At 71.6% G+C, this 16,310-nt stretch carries 16 protein-coding genes; 9 read left to right on the forward strand and 7 right to left on the reverse strand.

Annotated elements, in window-relative coordinates; translation table 11 throughout:
* Positions 1 to 170 precede the first annotated feature (170 nt).
* The 4 genes from KO717_RS03910 to KO717_RS03925 all read left to right on the forward strand — a co-directional run bounded on the left by KO717_RS03910 (position 171) and on the right by KO717_RS03925 (position 2,990).
* Entirely contained in the window at positions 171 to 953 is a 783-nt protein-coding gene (locus KO717_RS03910; protein WP_301364462.1) for an SGNH/GDSL hydrolase family protein, read from the forward strand.
* 551 nt (positions 954 to 1,504) lie between these two features.
* Positions 1,505 to 1,777, forward strand: a complete 273-nt coding sequence (locus tag KO717_RS03915) for a hypothetical protein (protein WP_301364463.1) — start codon at positions 1,505 to 1,507, stop codon at positions 1,775 to 1,777.
* 42 nt (positions 1,778 to 1,819) lie between these two features.
* Entirely contained in the window at positions 1,820 to 2,416 is a 597-nt protein-coding gene (locus KO717_RS03920; RefSeq protein WP_301364464.1) for an Rv1733c family protein, read from the forward strand.
* A gap of 289 nt (positions 2,417 to 2,705) precedes the next feature.
* A complete protein-coding gene (locus tag KO717_RS03925) occupies positions 2,706 to 2,990 on the forward strand; it encodes a DUF1876 domain-containing protein (protein ID WP_301364465.1) in 285 nt (94 codons plus the stop codon).
* A 259-nt stretch (positions 2,991 to 3,249) separates the two neighbouring features.
* Here the strand turns inward: KO717_RS03925 and KO717_RS03935 are convergent, their stop codons facing one another.
* Positions 3,250 to 3,957, reverse strand: a complete 708-nt coding sequence (locus tag KO717_RS03935) for a response regulator (protein WP_301364466.1) — start codon at positions 3,955 to 3,957, stop codon at positions 3,250 to 3,252.
* A gap of 255 nt (positions 3,958 to 4,212) precedes the next feature.
* Between KO717_RS03935 and KO717_RS03940 the strand changes: the two genes are divergently transcribed.
* Positions 4,213 to 4,539 carry an STAS domain-containing protein gene (locus tag KO717_RS03940; RefSeq protein WP_301364467.1) on the forward strand — a complete coding sequence of 109 codons (327 nt, stop codon included), beginning with the start codon at positions 4,213 to 4,215 and terminating at the stop codon, positions 4,537 to 4,539.
* A gap of 33 nt (positions 4,540 to 4,572) precedes the next feature.
* On the opposite strand, the gene KO717_RS03945 is transcribed toward KO717_RS03940, so the two are convergent.
* Positions 4,573 to 6,291 carry a GAF domain-containing protein gene (locus KO717_RS03945; RefSeq protein WP_437184465.1) on the reverse strand — a complete coding sequence of 573 codons (1,719 nt, stop codon included), beginning with the start codon at positions 6,289 to 6,291 and terminating at the stop codon, positions 4,573 to 4,575.
* Between the two features lie 239 nt (positions 6,292 to 6,530).
* Between KO717_RS03945 and ppk2 the strand changes: the two genes are divergently transcribed.
* Positions 6,531 to 7,325: a polyphosphate kinase 2 gene (gene ppk2, locus KO717_RS03950; RefSeq protein WP_301374360.1), complete on the forward strand. Its 795-nt coding sequence runs from the start codon at positions 6,531 to 6,533 to the stop codon at positions 7,323 to 7,325.
* Between the two features lie 24 nt (positions 7,326 to 7,349).
* Here ppk2 and KO717_RS03955 read toward each other — a convergent pair whose 3' ends face one another.
* From KO717_RS03955 to KO717_RS03965, 3 genes are all read right to left on the reverse strand, one after another.
* Positions 7,350 to 8,345 (reverse strand): Acg family FMN-binding oxidoreductase, encoded by a 996-nt coding sequence (locus KO717_RS03955; RefSeq protein WP_301364468.1) that lies wholly within the window; start codon positions 8,343 to 8,345, stop codon positions 7,350 to 7,352.
* 419 nt (positions 8,346 to 8,764) lie between these two features.
* Complete coding sequence (locus KO717_RS03960) at positions 8,765 to 9,673, reverse strand: universal stress protein (RefSeq protein WP_301364469.1); 909 nt, start codon at positions 9,671 to 9,673, stop codon at positions 8,765 to 8,767.
* Between the two features lie 32 nt (positions 9,674 to 9,705).
* Complete coding sequence (locus KO717_RS03965; RefSeq protein ID WP_301364470.1) at positions 9,706 to 10,374, reverse strand: CBS domain-containing protein; 669 nt, start codon at positions 10,372 to 10,374, stop codon at positions 9,706 to 9,708.
* Between the two features lie 259 nt (positions 10,375 to 10,633).
* On the opposite strand from KO717_RS03965, the gene KO717_RS03970 reads away from it, so the two are divergent.
* The 3 genes from KO717_RS03970 (at position 10,634) to KO717_RS03980 (ending at position 14,749) form a co-directional block, all read left to right on the forward strand.
* Positions 10,634 to 11,542 carry a universal stress protein gene (locus tag KO717_RS03970; protein WP_301364471.1) on the forward strand — a complete coding sequence of 303 codons (909 nt, stop codon included), beginning with the start codon at positions 10,634 to 10,636 and terminating at the stop codon, positions 11,540 to 11,542.
* Entirely contained in the window at positions 11,539 to 12,402 is an 864-nt protein-coding gene (locus tag KO717_RS03975; RefSeq protein ID WP_301364472.1) for a universal stress protein, read from the forward strand. Before KO717_RS03970 ends, KO717_RS03975 begins: the two co-directional genes overlap by 4 nt.
* Positions 12,403 to 13,021: 619 nt before the next feature.
* Positions 13,022 to 14,749 (forward strand): sensor histidine kinase, encoded by a 1,728-nt coding sequence (locus tag KO717_RS03980; RefSeq protein ID WP_301364473.1) that lies wholly within the window; start codon positions 13,022 to 13,024, stop codon positions 14,747 to 14,749.
* A 15-nt stretch (positions 14,750 to 14,764) separates the two neighbouring features.
* On the opposite strand, the gene KO717_RS03985 is transcribed toward KO717_RS03980, so the two are convergent.
* On the reverse strand, positions 14,765 to 15,463 hold the full coding sequence (locus KO717_RS03985; RefSeq protein WP_301364474.1) for a response regulator: 699 nt from the start codon (positions 15,461 to 15,463) through the stop codon (positions 14,765 to 14,767).
* Positions 15,464 to 15,649: 186 nt separating this feature from the next.
* On the reverse strand, positions 15,650 to 16,114 hold the full coding sequence (locus KO717_RS03990; protein ID WP_301364475.1) for a Crp/Fnr family transcriptional regulator: 465 nt from the start codon (positions 16,112 to 16,114) through the stop codon (positions 15,650 to 15,652).
* Positions 16,115 to 16,310: the final 196 nt, after the last annotated feature.

The raw sequence follows: 16,310 nt of genomic DNA on the forward strand, positions 1-16,310 counted from the left end.
GCCCTGCAGGGCCAGGCCCCCCAGGGTCCCGGCGCATAGCCGGGTCACTGAACCGGCCCGCCCCTTCGGGGCGATGGTGCGCGACACGGGTCTTGCCGCACCGGGATCGGGCACGCCACCACTGCTTGACATCCACAGATGCTCCCTCACCGACCAGGACGTCCACCTCCATGTCATCTGACACCGCAACCAGGCCGGAACCACGCGGGCGGCGGCCCGTCGCCGCGGCCTTCGCCAGCCTCTACACCCGACTGCTGATGAAGCGTCCGCCGGAGAGGCACCTCGTCGCCTTGCCTGACGGACGGTACGGAACGGGCGACGGCGAACCGCTGCCCCTGCTGCTCCTCGGCGATTCCCTCGCCCGCGGGGTAGGCGTACGCGTCGCCGAGGACACGCTCGGCGCCCGGCTGGCCCACGCCCTCGCCGAGGCCACAGGCGGCCCGGTTCACCTCCGGGTCCTCGCCAGGTCCGGAAGCACCAGCGCCGGCCTGCACCGCCAGCTCGACCGCATCCGCGGTGACGACCATGGCGAGCGCGGCATCGCCGTTCTGATCGTCGGAAGCAACGACACCCTGCTCCCGGCCCCGATCGGCCGCGCCGCCCGCCACTTCGAGACAGCGGTCGAACGGCTGAGGTCGGCCGGCCGTCAGGTCGTCGTCATGCCCTGCCCCGACCCGGGAAACGCCCCCGGCTTCCGTGCTCCGGTCCGTTGGGCGGCTTCGCTCCGTGCGCGGAGGCTGGGCCGGATGCAGTGCCGTGCCGCCGAGCGGCTCGGCGCCCTCACCGCGGCGTCCGCGGTAGACGACTTCCGCATCCGGGCCGACGAACTCCTCAGCGCGGACGGCGTCCACCCCTCTCCGCAGGGCTACGCGGAGCACGCCGTGCGCGTGCTCCCCACCCTCCTCGAAGCCAGGGCAGCCCATCACGAAGCCTCCCGCGTGACCACCACGTGACACCCCCCTTCCGCGCGTGCTCGTCCACCGCCCCCGGTGGGCGAGCGCGCCACGTCTCATGGCCGCCGCTCGTTTCATCCGTCCCCGGAGACGCACGGGTCGAACGCGGCTCCGCCCACCTCAGGAACTGGCGGCCCCACCGAACGCGCCGACCTCGCCGGGGCAGGGGTGATCTTCACCCTCGACCCTGAGAACGGCGCGGGCCGACCGACGCCGAGGGCCTGCACCGCTGCCGTCGGACCGCCGCCCCGGGTGAGGCCCTCGTCGAAGGCATCGCGGTGGGCGAAGGCACCGCCGTCTCGCGGACCGAGGCAGCCGGGGCCAGACCCACGCGGGCCGCCTCCCGTACGAGGAGAGCGAGACGAACCAGTCCGTCTCCGTCGCCCCGGACAGCTTCGCCGCCGTCGAGCGGCGCGTCGCCGCCTCCGGGGAAGGGCGCTACGGGGAGTACCGAATGGTCCCCGCAGGGATCCGTCCGGCCCAAGCGGAGCAGCCGTCGGCCGCGCGACAGTGGCATCAGCCCCGCACCATGGAATGACGGAGTACCCGCCATGAGCACCAAGCGAATCCTGGTCGCCTACGGCACCCGGCACCCAGCCACCGCAGGCATCGCCGAACAGATCGCCAAGACCCTCCGCGAGGACGGTCTCGATGCCGACGCCGTCGTCCTCGGTGGCTCCCCCTACGCCGGCCGCTGGAACAGCAAGGCCACGCACTGCGCGGAACGCAACGCCGAGTCCCTTCGGCGGCCGCATCACGGCCCACACCCCGAGCGGATCCAGAACTGGGCCCACCACATCAGCGCCGAGCTCGTCGCCGCCTGAAGGGACGGCCAGGCTCGGCACGCACCAGCACGGAGGCGTGCCATGCACCACCGGAAGCAAGGGACGGGGGCCAACCCGCTCAGGCGGGATGCCGACCGCACCCGGACCCGTATGCATGCCGCCTTCGCGCTGACCTGCCTGCTGGCCGTCATCGCCGGCTTCGTCCTCGGGCGGTCCGCCTGGACGGACGGCCACCGCACCGCCGAGAACGTCGCACGCCACCGGCACACCGTGACGGCCACCACGGTCAGCGAGACCACGTACCGGGCAGGAGACCGGCCGAGCAGTCGGCCGGTGACCGTGGCGACCGCCACGTGGCACTACCCCTCGCAGCACCCGCACACGGAAACCATCCCCGTTCCCGCAAGAACCCGGCACGGTGACACGGTCCGCGTGTGGGTGGACGAGAACGGCCGCGCGGCCGCCGCGCCGCCCGGCCGGGCCGACATCGCTCTGAACGCCGTGGGCATCGGCACCGGAGCGCTGACCGGGATCGTGCTCGCCGGCGGCGCCCTTGTCGCCATGCGCCTCCGTATCGTGGACGCGCGCAGCGCACGGTCCTGGGAATCCGAGTGGGCGGGCATCGAGCCCCTCTGGTCAGGCCGCCTGCGCCCCGGACCGGGAGCGGGCGATGACTGAGAGCGCCGCCGCCCCGGACCTCACGCCGGACACCGCGCCGGATCCCCTGGAACCCCGCGCCGAGCCGGGGATCACGTCCCGAACGCCTCGGCCCAGTTCCCGCAGCGCGATCGACAAGGACCGGAAGCCCCCTGCACCACGCCTACCTCGTATACGCACCGCCGCACTCCCGCTGGACGTCGTCCTGCTCGTCTCGGCCTTCCCGCCGCCGGTCCGGGGTAGCGACGAGCTCAGGGGCCGGGCCCGACGCCGACACCACCGATCCTCCTGATCCGACCGGAGGCACACCATGTCGCACACGAGCGAATGGAAGACCCACCTCTACCTCTTCGAGGACGAGCACACGACCAAGGTCCGAGTCGAACTCGACACCGGCACCACGCGTCTCACGGGCCACGGCACCGCACGCTGCAACCCGACGGACAAGGATGTGCCCGAGATCGGCGACGAACTCGCGGCCGCCCGGGCACTGGAGAACCTGGCGGAACAGCTCAAGCGCGCCGCCTACGGCGACATGGCAGCAGCGGGGGCCGCACCGCAGCGCGCTCCCCTCACGGCCTACGACCTTGGATGAGCGGGCGGGTCTCCGGCGGCGGGCTCAGACCGGATCCATGGGTGACGGGCCGGCGATCGAGCTGGCCGGACTGACCAAGAGGTATGGGCCGGTGGCGGCCGTCGACCGCCTGAGCCTCACGGTGAGGCCGGGTGAGGTGTTCGCATTCCTCGGCCCGAACGGCGCGCGGGGCTGGGCGAGGCGGCCGCCGCGTCCGACGCGCAACTGCTCGTCGTCGGCCGAGCCGGGCACGCGACTGTACGGCGTGCCGTGCTTCCGGCTACTCGGCGGCCGGTACGGGGCGCTGGCTCGGCGGGACCAGCGTATGGCTGGCGATCACGGCGGCCTGGACTCGGCCCTCCACACCCAGCTTGGTGAACAGCCGCGAGATGATGTTCTTGACGGTCTTCTCGGCGAGGTACAGCCGCTTGCCGATCTCCCGGTTGGTGAGCCCCCTGCTGACCATGACGAGGACCTCCTTCTCCCGGTCGGTGAACCCGGGGAGACCGGGAACCTGCTCCTCCTTGGGCACGTCACCGCGCATGCGGGCCATCAGCCGGGTCGTGGCTCCGGGATCGAGCATGGACTGGCCGGCCGCGACCGTGCGGACGGCGGTGACCAGGTCGGTGCCGGTGATCTGCTTCAGCACGTAACCGGAGGCGCCCGCCATCACCGCGTCGAGCAGTGCCTCCTCGTCGTCGAACGAGGTGAGCATCAGGCAGGCCAGCTCGGGCATCCGCGAGCGCAGCTCCCGGCACACGCTCACTCCGTCGCCGTCCTGGAGACGTACGTCCAGAATCGCCACCTGGGGGCGCAGGGCGGGGATGCGGGCCAGGGCCTGTTCCGCCGTGCCCGCCTCGCCGACCACGTTCAGATCGGGCTCCGCGTCCAGCAGATCGTGCACCCCGCGGCGCACGACTTCATGGTCGTCGAGGAGGAAGACCGTGATCGGCGTCTTGGCGGGGGCGGGAGCACCGCGGTCGGTCATGACGCAACTCCTTCGGCTGGGTCCGTCCTGAGCGCACGAACTCCAGCATCCTGCCTGCCGGAGGGGCCGAACGGACAGGGCCGATAGACCCTCATCCCCCCGTTCCCCGCGGAGGGATGCGCCAGGGGAAAGGGACCATCGGCCCTACACGGGGGGCATGTGGGCCTTCCCCGGACCGGTCCGGTTCCGGTGAGCTGGTGCCGCACGGGGAGAGGCGCGGCTCGGCTCCAGAGCCGCACGCAGCGTGGAGGCTCCATGACGACCGCCTTGATCAGCCTGAGGGCCGTGGTGAGGCATGACGGCGATCTGCGCGTCACCTTGGCAGGAGAACTCGACTTCCACACGGCGGGGCAGGTGGAGCCCCGGCTCACCGAACTCGCCGCTTCCGGTCGGCACAGCCTCGTCCTGGACCTGTCCGGGATCTCCTTCTGCGACAGCGCGGGCATCGACCTCTTCGTGCGCGTGCACCACCGCTGCCGCTTGTCCGGAACCAGACTCCAGCTGTGTGACGTGCCGCCTCTGGTGGCCAAGTCGATGCGGGTGCTCGGTGCCGACCGCGAGTTGGGGCTGGCGGCGGCCTGAGCAGGGCGGAAGCCGGTGATCGCGTGGGGGCCGTCAGCTCCCGGTGGGGAGCGGAGCCCGCCAGACGAGCCGGCTGCCCCCGTCGTCGGGGGTGTCCACGGTGAAGGACCCGCCCAGGCTTTGCGCCCGGTCGTCGAGGTTGCGCAGACCGCTTCTCCGGCCCTGGTCCGGGATGCCCCTGCCGTTGTCGGAGACCGTCAGCACGATCTCGCCCGGTTCCGCCTTGAGGGCCACGCCGACCCTGGTCGCCCCCGCGTGGCGCGCGGCGTTGCTCAGGAGCTCGCCCAGCGCAGCCATGACGTGGTCGGCGACCTCGGCCGGCACGTCCGTGTCGAGCAGGCCCTCCATGCTCAGGCGCGGCGGATGGCCGAGGGTGGTGGCCGCGTCGCCGACGGCACGGGCGGCGCGGGCCCGCAGACCCGGTCTACTGCCGCGGTCCTTGGTGCGCAGACCGAAGATCGTCGAACGGATGATCTTGATGGTCTCGTCCAGGTCGTCGACCGCACGGCTGACTCGCTCGGCGGCCCCTTCGTGTTCGACGAGGCGCGCCGCGCTCTGGAGGGTCATGCCTGTGGCGAAGAGCCGCTGGATGGCCAGGTCGTGCAGGTCCCGTGCGATCCGGTCCCGCTCCTCCAGCAGTGCTATCTGCTCGGCGTCCCGGCGCCGCTCCGCCAGCTCCAAGGCGATCGCCGCCTGCCCCGCGAAGGCGACGATGGGCTCGAGCTCGTTCTCGCCGAAGACGGGCTCGCCGGCCGGACGGGCGAGCAGCAGTACACCCCTGCTGTCGCCGCCTGCGGTGCCCAGCGGGACCGCGACGGCGGGGCCCAACCCGCCCTGTGTCTGGGCATCGTCCGGGTAACGGTCGTCGTCCGAGGCGCGCACGACCGTGACGGGCTGCCCGGTCCGGTGAGCTGTCCCCGAGAGGGATCCCTCGATGGGAACGACGAGACCCTGCCGGGCCTTGCTGTCCGCACCGGCCGCGAACTCCACGAACAGCCCTTCGGCAGCGGGAACCGGCATGGAGATGTCCGCGATCCGGGCCCCTGTGATCTCCTGGGCCCGCAGGGCGATGAGCTCCAGGACCGCCGGACGGGAACTGCCCGACAGCAGGCTTTCGGTGATCTCCGCATTGGCCTTCAGCCACCGCTGCTGACACTGCGCGCCCTCGTAGAGCCGGGCGTTGTCGATCGCCACGCCCGCCGCCACCGAGAGGGTGGAGATCACCGTCTCGTCCTCGGTGTCGAAATCGAGCCCGCTCCGCTTGTCGGTCAGATAGAGATTCCCGAACACCTCGTCCCGCACCCGGATCGGTACGCCGAGGAACGTGCGCATGGGCGGGTGGTGCGGCGGAAACCCGTACGACGAGGAGTGGGCGCCGAGATCGGTGAGGCGCAAGGGCTCCGGGTGGTGGATGACCTCTCCGAGCAGACCGTGACCGGCCGGCAGGGGACCGATTTCGGCAATGTCTTCCTCGTTGAGCCCCACGGTCAGGAACTGCGACAGCGTACGGCCGTCGGGGCCGATGACCCCCAGCGCCCCGTACTCGGCGTCGACGAGCAGTGCCGCGGCTTCCACGATCCGCCGCAGCACCTGGGCCAGATCCAGCTCCCGGCCCACCGAGACGACGGCCTCCAGCAGGCTGTGCACCCGGTCGCGGGTGCCTCGTACGGCGTCGATGCGTACTTGGAGCTCGTCGAGCAGCTCGTCCAGCCGCATCCGAGGCACTTGCGTCAACGGATCCCCCACACCCACGTGTTTTCCCCTTCGCTGCCCGCCCAGTCCGGAGCCAGCGTATCGGCGCGGCCGGGCCCGGGGGGTGTCCTTCGCGGTCACTGCGGACGGGGGAACGAAGGCCCGGTCGGAGCCGACGCTGAGGTCCGGGCCGGCGTCTCGACACACCCGTGCGACGCGCGAGTCAACCTTGCGCGCGGGCGCGTGCCGTGACCGACTTGATCGCAGCACTGGACGACGAAAAGGGGACGGTGGCGGCGATGGGTCTCAAGAAGGCGGTCTACGAGAGAGAGCTGCTGCGGCTCCAGACGGAGCTGGTCAGGCTCCAGGAGTGGACGCGTGCGGAAGGCGCCCGTCTGGTCGTCGTCTTCGAGGGCCGTGACGCCGCGGGCAAAGGGGGCACGATCAAGCGCGTCGCCGAACACCTGAACCCTCGTGTCGCGCGCATCGCAGCCCTGCCCACACCGACCGGCCGGGAGCGTACTCAGTGGTACTTCCAGCGGTACGTCGAGCACCTGCCCGCCGCCGGAGAGATCGTCCTCTTCGACCGCAGCTGGTACAACCGCGCCGGAGTGGAGCACGTCATGGGGTTCTGCACGCCCGCCGAGCACCAGCGCTTCCTGCGCCAGTGCCCGGTGTTCGAGCGGATGCTGGTCGAGGACGGGATCCTGCTCCGCAAGTACTGGTTCTCCGTCAGCGACGCCGTGCAGGAGGAGCGGTTCCGGCGCCGCGCGGAGGACCCGCTGCGGCGGTGGAAGCTCTCCCCGATGGATCTGGAGTCCCTCACTCGCTGGGAGGCGTACTCGAGGGCCAAGGACGAGATGCTCGTCCACACGGACACGGCCGATGCCCCGTGGTACGTGGTCGAGAGCGACGACAAGCGCAGCGCGCGGCTCAACATGATGGCCCACTTGCTGTCCTCGGTTCCCTACGAGGACGTGGCCGTACCGTCGCTGACCCTGCCGCCGAGGCCGCCGTCCACGGGCTACCAGCGTCCGTCCAAGGACCTGCAGACCGCCGTACCCGACCACGCGGCCACCCTCGGGAAGGACTGAACCGCGGCAGGGCGCTCGGGGTGTCTACTCCCGGATCTCCAGCACCTCGGTCAACGGGCGGCGGGGTGTGTCGGGGCCTGTGGGGCCGTAGCCGAGGCGGAAGACCATCTGCACGTGTCCCATGGCCGCGACCGGGTCGCGGGCCGTCCAGCGCAACTCCGGCCATTCCAGGGGATGGGACGTCATCGACGTGGCGAGTCCGTCGGCAGTGGCCTGCAGAAGGACGCGTTCCATGGCCTGGCCGGCGCGCAGCCAGTCGGCTCCGGTGTCCCCCTCGGTGCTGAGCAGAGCCAGCTGCGGTCGCTTCTCGAACACGGCCCAGCCGCGATCCGGAATCGGGTTGGCCCGGCCGAAGTCGCGCACGGGGGCGGGGCCGCCGGAGGCCTTCGGTCCGAAGGCGACGGCCGGGATGCCGTCGCGACGGGTGCCTGAAGCGCTCTGCGTGGGGTAGGTCCAGGCCGTGGTTTCCGCCCGGGCGAGCGGATCGATCTCCTCTCGGTGTTCGGCGTCCCGCACCAGCCCGAGCACGGTGTCGATGTGCCAGGTGTCCGGGACGGTCAGCCGGCAGCCCTCCAGATGGGCTGCGGCCCACAGACCGTCCAGCAGCGCGCCCGGCACCGGCTCCTCGGCGAAGGGGTACCGGCTGGTGTGCCGACGCCGGAGGACGTCGTGCAGGGAGGCCAGCTCGCGGTCCGTGCCCGCGGTTTCGTCGATGGTCACCGTGGCGAGCAGCCATGGTTCGGCGTCGTCAGGCAGGAGCCGAACGCGGACGGGGAGGCCGATCCAGGCTGCGGACACGCGCAGGTTGAAGAGGGCCGCAGCACAGCCGAGGTGGAGACTGCGGTGATCCGGGTCGGTCCGGGTCATGGCACGTTCCGGATCGCCGTACAGGGCGAGGGCACCGTGCTCGCCGGCGTGGAACGCGAACTTCCACGGCTGGGCGTTGTGCATGGACGGGGCGGTGACTGCATCGCCCACGAGCCGGATGACGGTGTCGGCGTCGAAGTGTGTTGCGCTCACGGGACCGTTCCTGTCTGTGCGGCCTCAGTCGTGCGCCCCTACGGCGACCGGTGAGGTGGCGGTCGGAAAGCCGCTGCCTTCAGGCTCTTCCGTGTGCCGGGCCTCTGGGAAGGACCGAGCGGCCCAACCCGGGACCGACCGGCCCTACCGCCCTACCGGCCCTACCGGCCCTACCGGCCGCCTGTCTGCGTTCGGCAGGGGCGCAGGTGGGTCTTGGGACCGCGACGGCCGGGCTCGTCATCATCGCGGGGTCCGGCAGCGAACCGTTGAGGTAGGCGATGCCGTTGGCGACGTGGACGTGCACTTCGGCGGGAACGTGCGGGAGCAGCTGATACGTGATCAGTTCGCGGATCTCGGTATCGATGTCCTCGTCCGGTCGCAGGAGGACCTTGTGCAGGTCTGCGCGGGTTTCCGCTTCTTCAGTCGTGGGCGATGACGGCCACCGGGGCTGCTGCGTGGTGCAGGACCGCGTGGGCGACCGAGCCGAGGTGCGCGCCGAGGGGAGAACGGCGCACATGTCGTCCCACGACGACGAGTCCCGCGCCCTGCGAGGCCCGGACGAGATGCTCGCCGGCCGATCCCTTGAACACGTGGTGGCTGACGTTCACGTCGGGGAACTTGTGGCGCCAGGGCAGCAGCATGTCGCCCACCATGTGCATGACGCTCCTGCCGATGTCCCGTTCGTCGTCCGGGTCGAAGAACGGGACGTAGCTGTGGGCGGCCGGCATCTTCCAGCCATGCACCGCTCGCAAGGGGCAGCCGCGGCGGGCCGCCTCTTCGAAGGCGAAGGCGAGTACCCGGTCGCACGCTTCGTGGATGTCGATGCCCACGACGATCTCGGCGTCGGCGGAGCCGGTGCCCGGGCCGTCGGGGGCGTCCGGGCCGTCCAGGTCGTCGGGGTCGTCCAGGTCGTCGGCGACGCGCACGAGGACGACCGGGGTGTCGGTCGCGATCACGGTGGACATCGCCACCGAGCCGACGACGAAACCGGCCAGGCCGCCCAGACCGCGCGATCCCAGGACCAGCAGCCCGGCGTCGGCGGCCTCGGCCGCCAGGGCGGCCGCCGGCCGGGCCGTCGGGCAGCGGGTCGTGATCTCCAGATGCGGGTGGCGCCCGTGCAGTTCCTGCGCGGCTTCGGTCAGTGCCTGGTCCGCCCAGCGGTCCACTTCCTGGCGGCCCAGGCCGGGGAGAACCGGGTCCAGGGGCCAGTCGACGGCGTGCACGAGCCGCAGCGGCACCTGGCGCAGGACAGCCTCCTGCGCAGCCCAGCGCGCCGCTGCCCGGCTCTCCGGGGAGCCATCTACTCCGACGGTCACGTGGTGTTCCATGGCTGTGATTCCCTTCGCGCGGTCCGGTTCTATCACCACGGCATGGCATGCCGGGCCTGGTCCGCGTGAATGGTTGCCGTGTCGTCGGTGCGGGCGGTGACATGCGATGCCACAGCGACGACCCCTTCGAGTCGCTCGACGAGGCTGAGGAGTACGGCGAGCTGACTCCGGCGTTCGACCCGGCCGTCCAGGGTGACGATCCCGTCCACCACGTGGACGTCCACGTCACCGGTCGGCACACCGAGCACCTCCGTGAGGACCTCGCCGGTGACACGCCGGCGTATCTCGGAGTCCGGGCGCAGGAACATGTGGAGCAGGTCCCGGCGGGTGACGATGCCGACGAGCCGGTCCTCCACGTCCACGACGGGGAGGCGTTCGATGCTCCGGCGGGTCATCAGCCGGGCGGCGTCGGCCACTGTCTCTTCGGCGCGGACGGTGACAGCGGGCGCGGACATGACGTCGCCCGCGGTGGGCGGCTCCGTCGCTGTGCCGTTCTGCCAGGAGGTATCGGGGCCAGAGCCCGCGTGGGCCAGCAGGTCCGTCTGCGAAACGACGCCCACCACGCGGTATTCGTCGTCCAGGACAGGGACTCCGGAGATGTCGTACTGGGCGAGGAGCTTCACAATGTCCTTGAAGGCGGTGCCCGGGGCCACGGAGACGACCTCGTCGGTCATGAGGTCCGCCACCTTGATGCGCTTCATGAGGTCCTCCTGCCCCGCCGTGTCACGCGAGGCTGCTGTCCGTTGTCGGGTGTGAACCCACCATGCAGGGGCGCCTGCCGGTGATCGAGGGCCGAACGGTCCCGTCCTGGGGCCGTACGGGCCCCAGGTGCGAGGTGCCGAGCCCGGGACGACGGGGGACCTTCGGTCCCGTCTGCGGTCCCGGGCGGCCCTCTTCCCGAAGCGTCGACGGTGGCAGCGTGTGTGGTGTCCCTCATCGGCTTCTCGGTTGGGAGGAACCGTGGAAAGCACATTCCGTACGCCGGACACCAGCTCGGTCGTCGTCGGCGTGGACGGCTCGCAGGCGGCGCACATCGCTGCCCTGTGGGCGGCCAGGGAGGCCGTACGCCGTGACCGTCCCCTGCGCATCGTGTACGGCGCCGACACCGACGGCAGGGCCTTGTACCTGTCGGCGGAGACCATCGAACGGGTCCGCGTCAACGGTCGGGCGCTCCTGGACGACACGGCGAAGGCTGTTTCGGCCGAGTACCCCGGGCTGAACGTGACCACCGAATTCAGCCGCGCCGGCGCCGTCGACAGCCTGCACCGGGCCGGCGGGCTCCACGGCACGATCGTGGTCGGCAACCGCGGCCTGGGCGGATTCAGCTCCCTCATGCTCGGATCGGTCGGCCTGGATGTCGCGGCCGCCGCCATGACCCCCGTCATCGTCGTCCGCGGCCCCGACGGGGCCGAGGAGAACGGCACCGTCCTCGCTGCCATCCGCGACGAACACGACCTCCTGTACGCGCGCTACGCCGCCCGGGAAGCCGAGCTGCGCAAGGCATCTCTGCGGCTGCTGCACGTGTGGAACATGCTGGAGTCCGTCGGCGAGGTGGTCAGCATGCTCGACGACGTCGACGCGATCGCGGGTGCGCACGCAGAGTCCCTGCGGGCCGTCACGGATGCGATCTGCGAGGAGTTCCCCGACCTGGAGGTGCAGGCCGACGCCGAGAAGAGCATCTCCGTCGCCGGTGTCCTGGTCGAGGCGTCCCGCCACGCCGACCTGCTCGTCATGGGCGGCCGCCGGGTTCCCGGGTCCCTCGGACTCGCCCCCAATCTGGGCAAGGCCACGCACAGCCTGCTGCACCACGCCCACTGCCCCGTCCTCCTCATCCCACGGACCGGCAGCGACTTCGGGAGCCGTTCATGACCGGCCACCCGGCAGAAGGCCGTGACATCGTCGTGGGCATCGACCCGGACAGGGACTGGCACCTTGCCCTGGCCTGGGCCGCCGACGAGGCACAGCGGCGCCGGCTCCCGCTGCGCCTGGTGCTCGCGGTACCGCCGCAGCACGACACCCATCACGTCGACGACACCCCCGGCCGGACCGCCCTGCGGCAGGCCGGATTCGACAGGCTCGGACATGCGTGCGACTGGGTGCGTGACCGCCACCCCGAGGTGAGCGTCGCCGGTGACCTGCTGGGCGGCTTCCCCGCCCACGTCCTGGGCGGCGCGGCGCGCGAGGCCCGCCTGATCGTCCTCGGCTCCCGGCGCCTGAGCCGAACCGCCGAGTTCTTCAGCGCCGGCTCGCTCGTGGTACCCGTCACCGCCCAGGCCCGTTGCCCGGTCGTCGTCGTGGGCGACGCCGAGCACATCAGCCAGCAGCCGCCCTACGTCGTCGCGGGGGTCGACGGCAGCCCGTCCGCCACGGCCGCGCTGGCCCTCGCCTTCGACGAGGCAGACCTCCGGGGTGCGGCGCTGCGGGTCGTCTGCGTGTGGCAGCGGCCGCTGATCACGCTGGACGACGAGGAGACGGCACTGCGGGCGCAACACACCCTCCTCTCCGAAGCCGCCGCCGGCCTGTCCGAGAAGTACCCGGACGTGCACGTCACCCACGAGGTCCTCCCCGGCCACCCGGTCGAGGAACTGGCCCGGGCCGCCGAACACGCCCTGGCCGTCGTCGTGGGCCGCCGCGGCCGGGGCGGATACACCGGCATGCGGATCGGATCCGTCGTCCACGGCCTCCTGCACCGTGCGCACTGCCCCGTGATCACCGTCCCCGCCGACTGATCCCGCCACGACCGGCCGCGCGATCGAAATGCCGTCCGTCGGCTCCTTGGCCCCGGCGGGGCCGACGCCGGCGGAGGCCGCACGCCGACTGGTGCGGGGCCGGGCTGTCGCGACCGCCGCGGCCACGGCCACGGGATCCGCCCGCCGTCGTCCCCCTTGCTCCCTCGGGGCCCGCCGCATGGCGGCCCGGGCCGCCCTGATCCGACGCCTTCCGGTGGTCGAGACACTCGGCTCGGTAGGCGTGCCGGCCACGGACAGGACCGGCACCCTCGCCGAGGGCCGCGTGGTCGTCCAGCCCCCGAGCAGCTCCGCCCGCTGCGGGAGCTGCTCACCGCGGCGGCCCTGTGCAACGACGAGAGCCTCAGGCCGCCCCGGAGCGGTTCCGACATCTGGACAGCCATGGGCGCTCCGATGGAGGCCGCGCTGCCGAACTGCACCGGGCCTGTCCCCGGATCGGAGAAGCGCCCACGTCCGACACCTGCACGACGGGCCCGGTGCGCCGCGACACGAGGAGAGGCCGTACGGGGCATTCGCCGGCTGACGGGAAGGCCGGGCCCTCGGGCCGGCGATACCGTGGAAGCGATGGCCATCACGCCATCGCTTCCGGCCGGAGGTGGGCATGAGCGGAAGCGAGCAGCCCACCGGGAGCGGTGTTCCGCGGCTGCGGCTCGACGAGCTGCTCGACGAGCTCCAGGTCCGGATCGACGAGGTCAGGGGCACCCGGGACCGGCTGAACGGTCTGCTCGAGGCCGTCATGTCGGTGGGCCGGGAACTCGACCTGCCGCAGGTCCTGCGCGGCATCGTCGAGGCCGCCGTGGTACTCGTGGACGCGGAATACGGGGCCCTCGGCGTCATCGGCGACGACAAGAAACTGGCGGAGTTCCTTCCCGTCGGCATCAGCGACGGCCTCCGCGCGCAGATCGGGGACCTGCCGTCCGGCCACGGCATCCTCGGCGAGCTGATCCGCCACCCCGAGCCGCTGCGGCTCTCGGAGCTGTCCGAGCATCCCGCCTCGTACGGGTTCCCGGACCACCACCCGCCGATGCATTCCTTCCTCGGTGTCCCGATCCGGGTCCGCGAGGAGGTCTTCGGCAACCTCTATCTGACCGAGAAGCGCGGCGGAGCCGAATTCGACGCCGAGGACGAGGCGGTCCTGTCCACCCTCGCCGTCGCGGCCGGCATCGCCATCGAGAACGCCCGGCTGTTCGAGGAGGTCCGGCTGCGCGAGCGCTGGCTGGAGGCCGGCTCCGACATCACCAGCGCCCTGCTCTCCGGAGCACCCGAGGACCAGGTCCTCGAAGGCATGCTGGAGCGGGCCAAGGACATCACCGGCGCGGACATGGGCGTCTTCTACCTGCTCGGGTCCGGCGGTGAACTGAGGGGCTCCCTCGCTCTCGGGGAGGGAGCCGAGGCGCACCGCGGGATCGTCCTGCCCAGCGCCCAGGGCACACTCGCGGAGGCCGCACTGGCCCGCGACGGCCTCATCACGGTCCCCGACGCGGCGACCGACGAGCGCGTCACCGTGCAACCGGAGAGGTGGACGGGCTTCGGCCCGGCGGTCGCCGTCACCGTCGGCACCAAGGAAAAGCTGAGCGGCGTCCTGATCCTGGCCAGGAGGCACGGCCGCCCCGTGTTCGCATCCGCCGAAGTCGCCGCGCTTCCGGGCTTCGCCGGCCAGGCCGCCCTCGCGTTGGAACTTGCCGACCGGCGCCGGGACACCGAGCAGATGAGCCTGCTGGAGGACCACGACCGCATCGCCCGTGACCTGCACGATTTGGCCATCCAGCGCCTTTTCGCCACCGGCATGACCCTTCAGAGCGCCCAGCGTTTCGTCGACCATCCCGAGGCGTCCGAACGCCTCGCGCGGGCGGTGGACGACCTGGACGCCACCATCAAGATCATCCGGTCGACCATCTTCGGACTCCGTGAGCACGAGGCTCCCGGTCAGGCGTCCAAGATGCGCTCCCGTCTGGTTCAGGCCCTGGACGAGGCCTCGGCGGCCCTGGGCTTCGCCCCGGCCCTGCGGATGGAGGGGCTGATCGACACGGACGTACCGCCGGCCGTCGCCGACGAGGCACTCGCCGTGGTCGGGGAAGCCCTCACCAACGTCGCCCGCCATGCCGAGGCCACACGGGCGGAGGTCTCGATCGCTGCGTCCGACGGGAGCCTGATCGTCACCGTGACCGACAACGGCGTCGGCCTGCCCGCGGGCGGTCGGCGCAGCGGTCTGCGGAACCTGGCGGAGCGTGCCGAAAGGCTCAGCGGCCGGATGGAGGTTGCGGGGCGGGGCGACGGGGAGCGGGGCACTCGCCTGCAGTGGCAGGTACCTCTCGTTCCGCCGCGGTGACGGGAGGCGGCGTTCCTACTGCTCGGCTGTCCCGGTGCCGTGCTCGTGTACCTGGGCGGCGATCACGGCCGCCTGGACCCGCCGTTCCACGCCGAGCTTGCCCAGCAGCCGGGAGATGTGGTTCTTGACCGTCTTCTCGGAGAGGTAGAGCTGCTGGGCGATCTGCCGGTTGGTGAGGCCCTCGCCGATGAGCTCCAGGACGGCCCGTTCCCGTTCGGACAGCGCCGCCAGGCGTGCGTCTTCGGGTGCCTTCGCCGTTTCCGGGTCGCGCAGGGAGTGCATCAGACGGGCAGTGGTCGCGGGGTCCAGCATGGACTGGCCGGTGGCGACCGTGCGTACGGCCGAGACCAGGTCGGAGCCCTTGATCTGCTTCAGGACGTAGCCGGCAGCCCCTGCCATGATCGCGTCCAGCAGGGCGTCCTCGTCGTCGAACGAGGTCAGCATCAGACAGGCCAGGCCCGGCATGCGCGAGCGCAGCTCGCGGCAGACGGTGATGCCGTCGCCGTCAGGGAGCCGCACGTCGAGTACGGCGACGTCCGGACGGAGCGCCGGCCCGCGGGCGAGCGCCTGCTCAGCGGTGCCGGCTTCGCCCACGACGGTGATGTCCGGCTCTGCGTCCAGAAGGTCATGCAGCCCGCGTCGGACCACCTCGTGGTCGTCGAGGAGGAACACCTTGATCGGCGCCTCTGCGGAGGCGTTCGGATCGTCGGACATGGTCGCCCCTGGCTCGGTCCGGTCTACGCGTTTCCATCAGAATTGTCGCAGTAAGGAGCACAGTGCACCCTGTGGCCGGGCGGGGCGCCCGTTAGGCAGCGATGGTGCTTCCCAGCTCCATCCGGACGTCCACGACACCCTCGGCCGCGCGGATGGCCCGTGCCGGCTCCTTCGGCGTACGGACGATCAGAGGAAGCTGCCGCTCCCGTAGGGCGCGTACAGATCGAGAAGGCGCACGCGGGCGGCCTGCAGCCGGTTGGCGAGGACCTGCCCGACCCAGTGGCCGAGGGCAGAGCCGAAGGCCGCGTCGGCGTCCATCAGCGTCCGTACGCGTTCCGCGTCGAACTCGTACGCGCGGACGGGCGTCATCGCCTCGGCGCCCAGGCGCCAGGAGCAGGGCTTGAAGAGCCACGAGCAGCCGACCAGCTGGCCGGCGCCGAGGCTCTCGATGACGGCGGCGCGCCGCCCGGGCACGTGGACGTCCAAAGTCACGGTGCCGGACCGGACGATCCAGAACCGGTCGGCGTGGCCGCCCTCGCGGAAGAGGCGCGTCCCTTCCTCGAAGTTGACCTCTTGGGCCAGTTCCATCAGACGGGCGCGGCAGTCGGCGGGCAGCGCCTCGGAGATACGGGTGGGTGAAGGGGTACTCATGGACGGCCTCCTGTTCGAGTCCGTCTTCAGTCTTGGCCTCCCCACCGGTCCCGAGCATGGGCCCTGTGGTCCCGTCCAGGGGCCGATCGGCCCATGCCCGAGATCGGCGTACGCGGAGATCCTGGCAGCAGACGGCCTGTTCACGGCCTTCGCCCCTGTCCGACCGGCAGGCGCACGACGTACGCGAACGCGGCAC

Origin of the sequence: Streptomyces xanthophaeus (genome assembly GCF_030440515.1) — a bacterium.
Taxonomy (GTDB): domain Bacteria; phylum Actinomycetota; class Actinomycetes; order Streptomycetales; family Streptomycetaceae; genus Streptomyces; species Streptomyces kutzneri.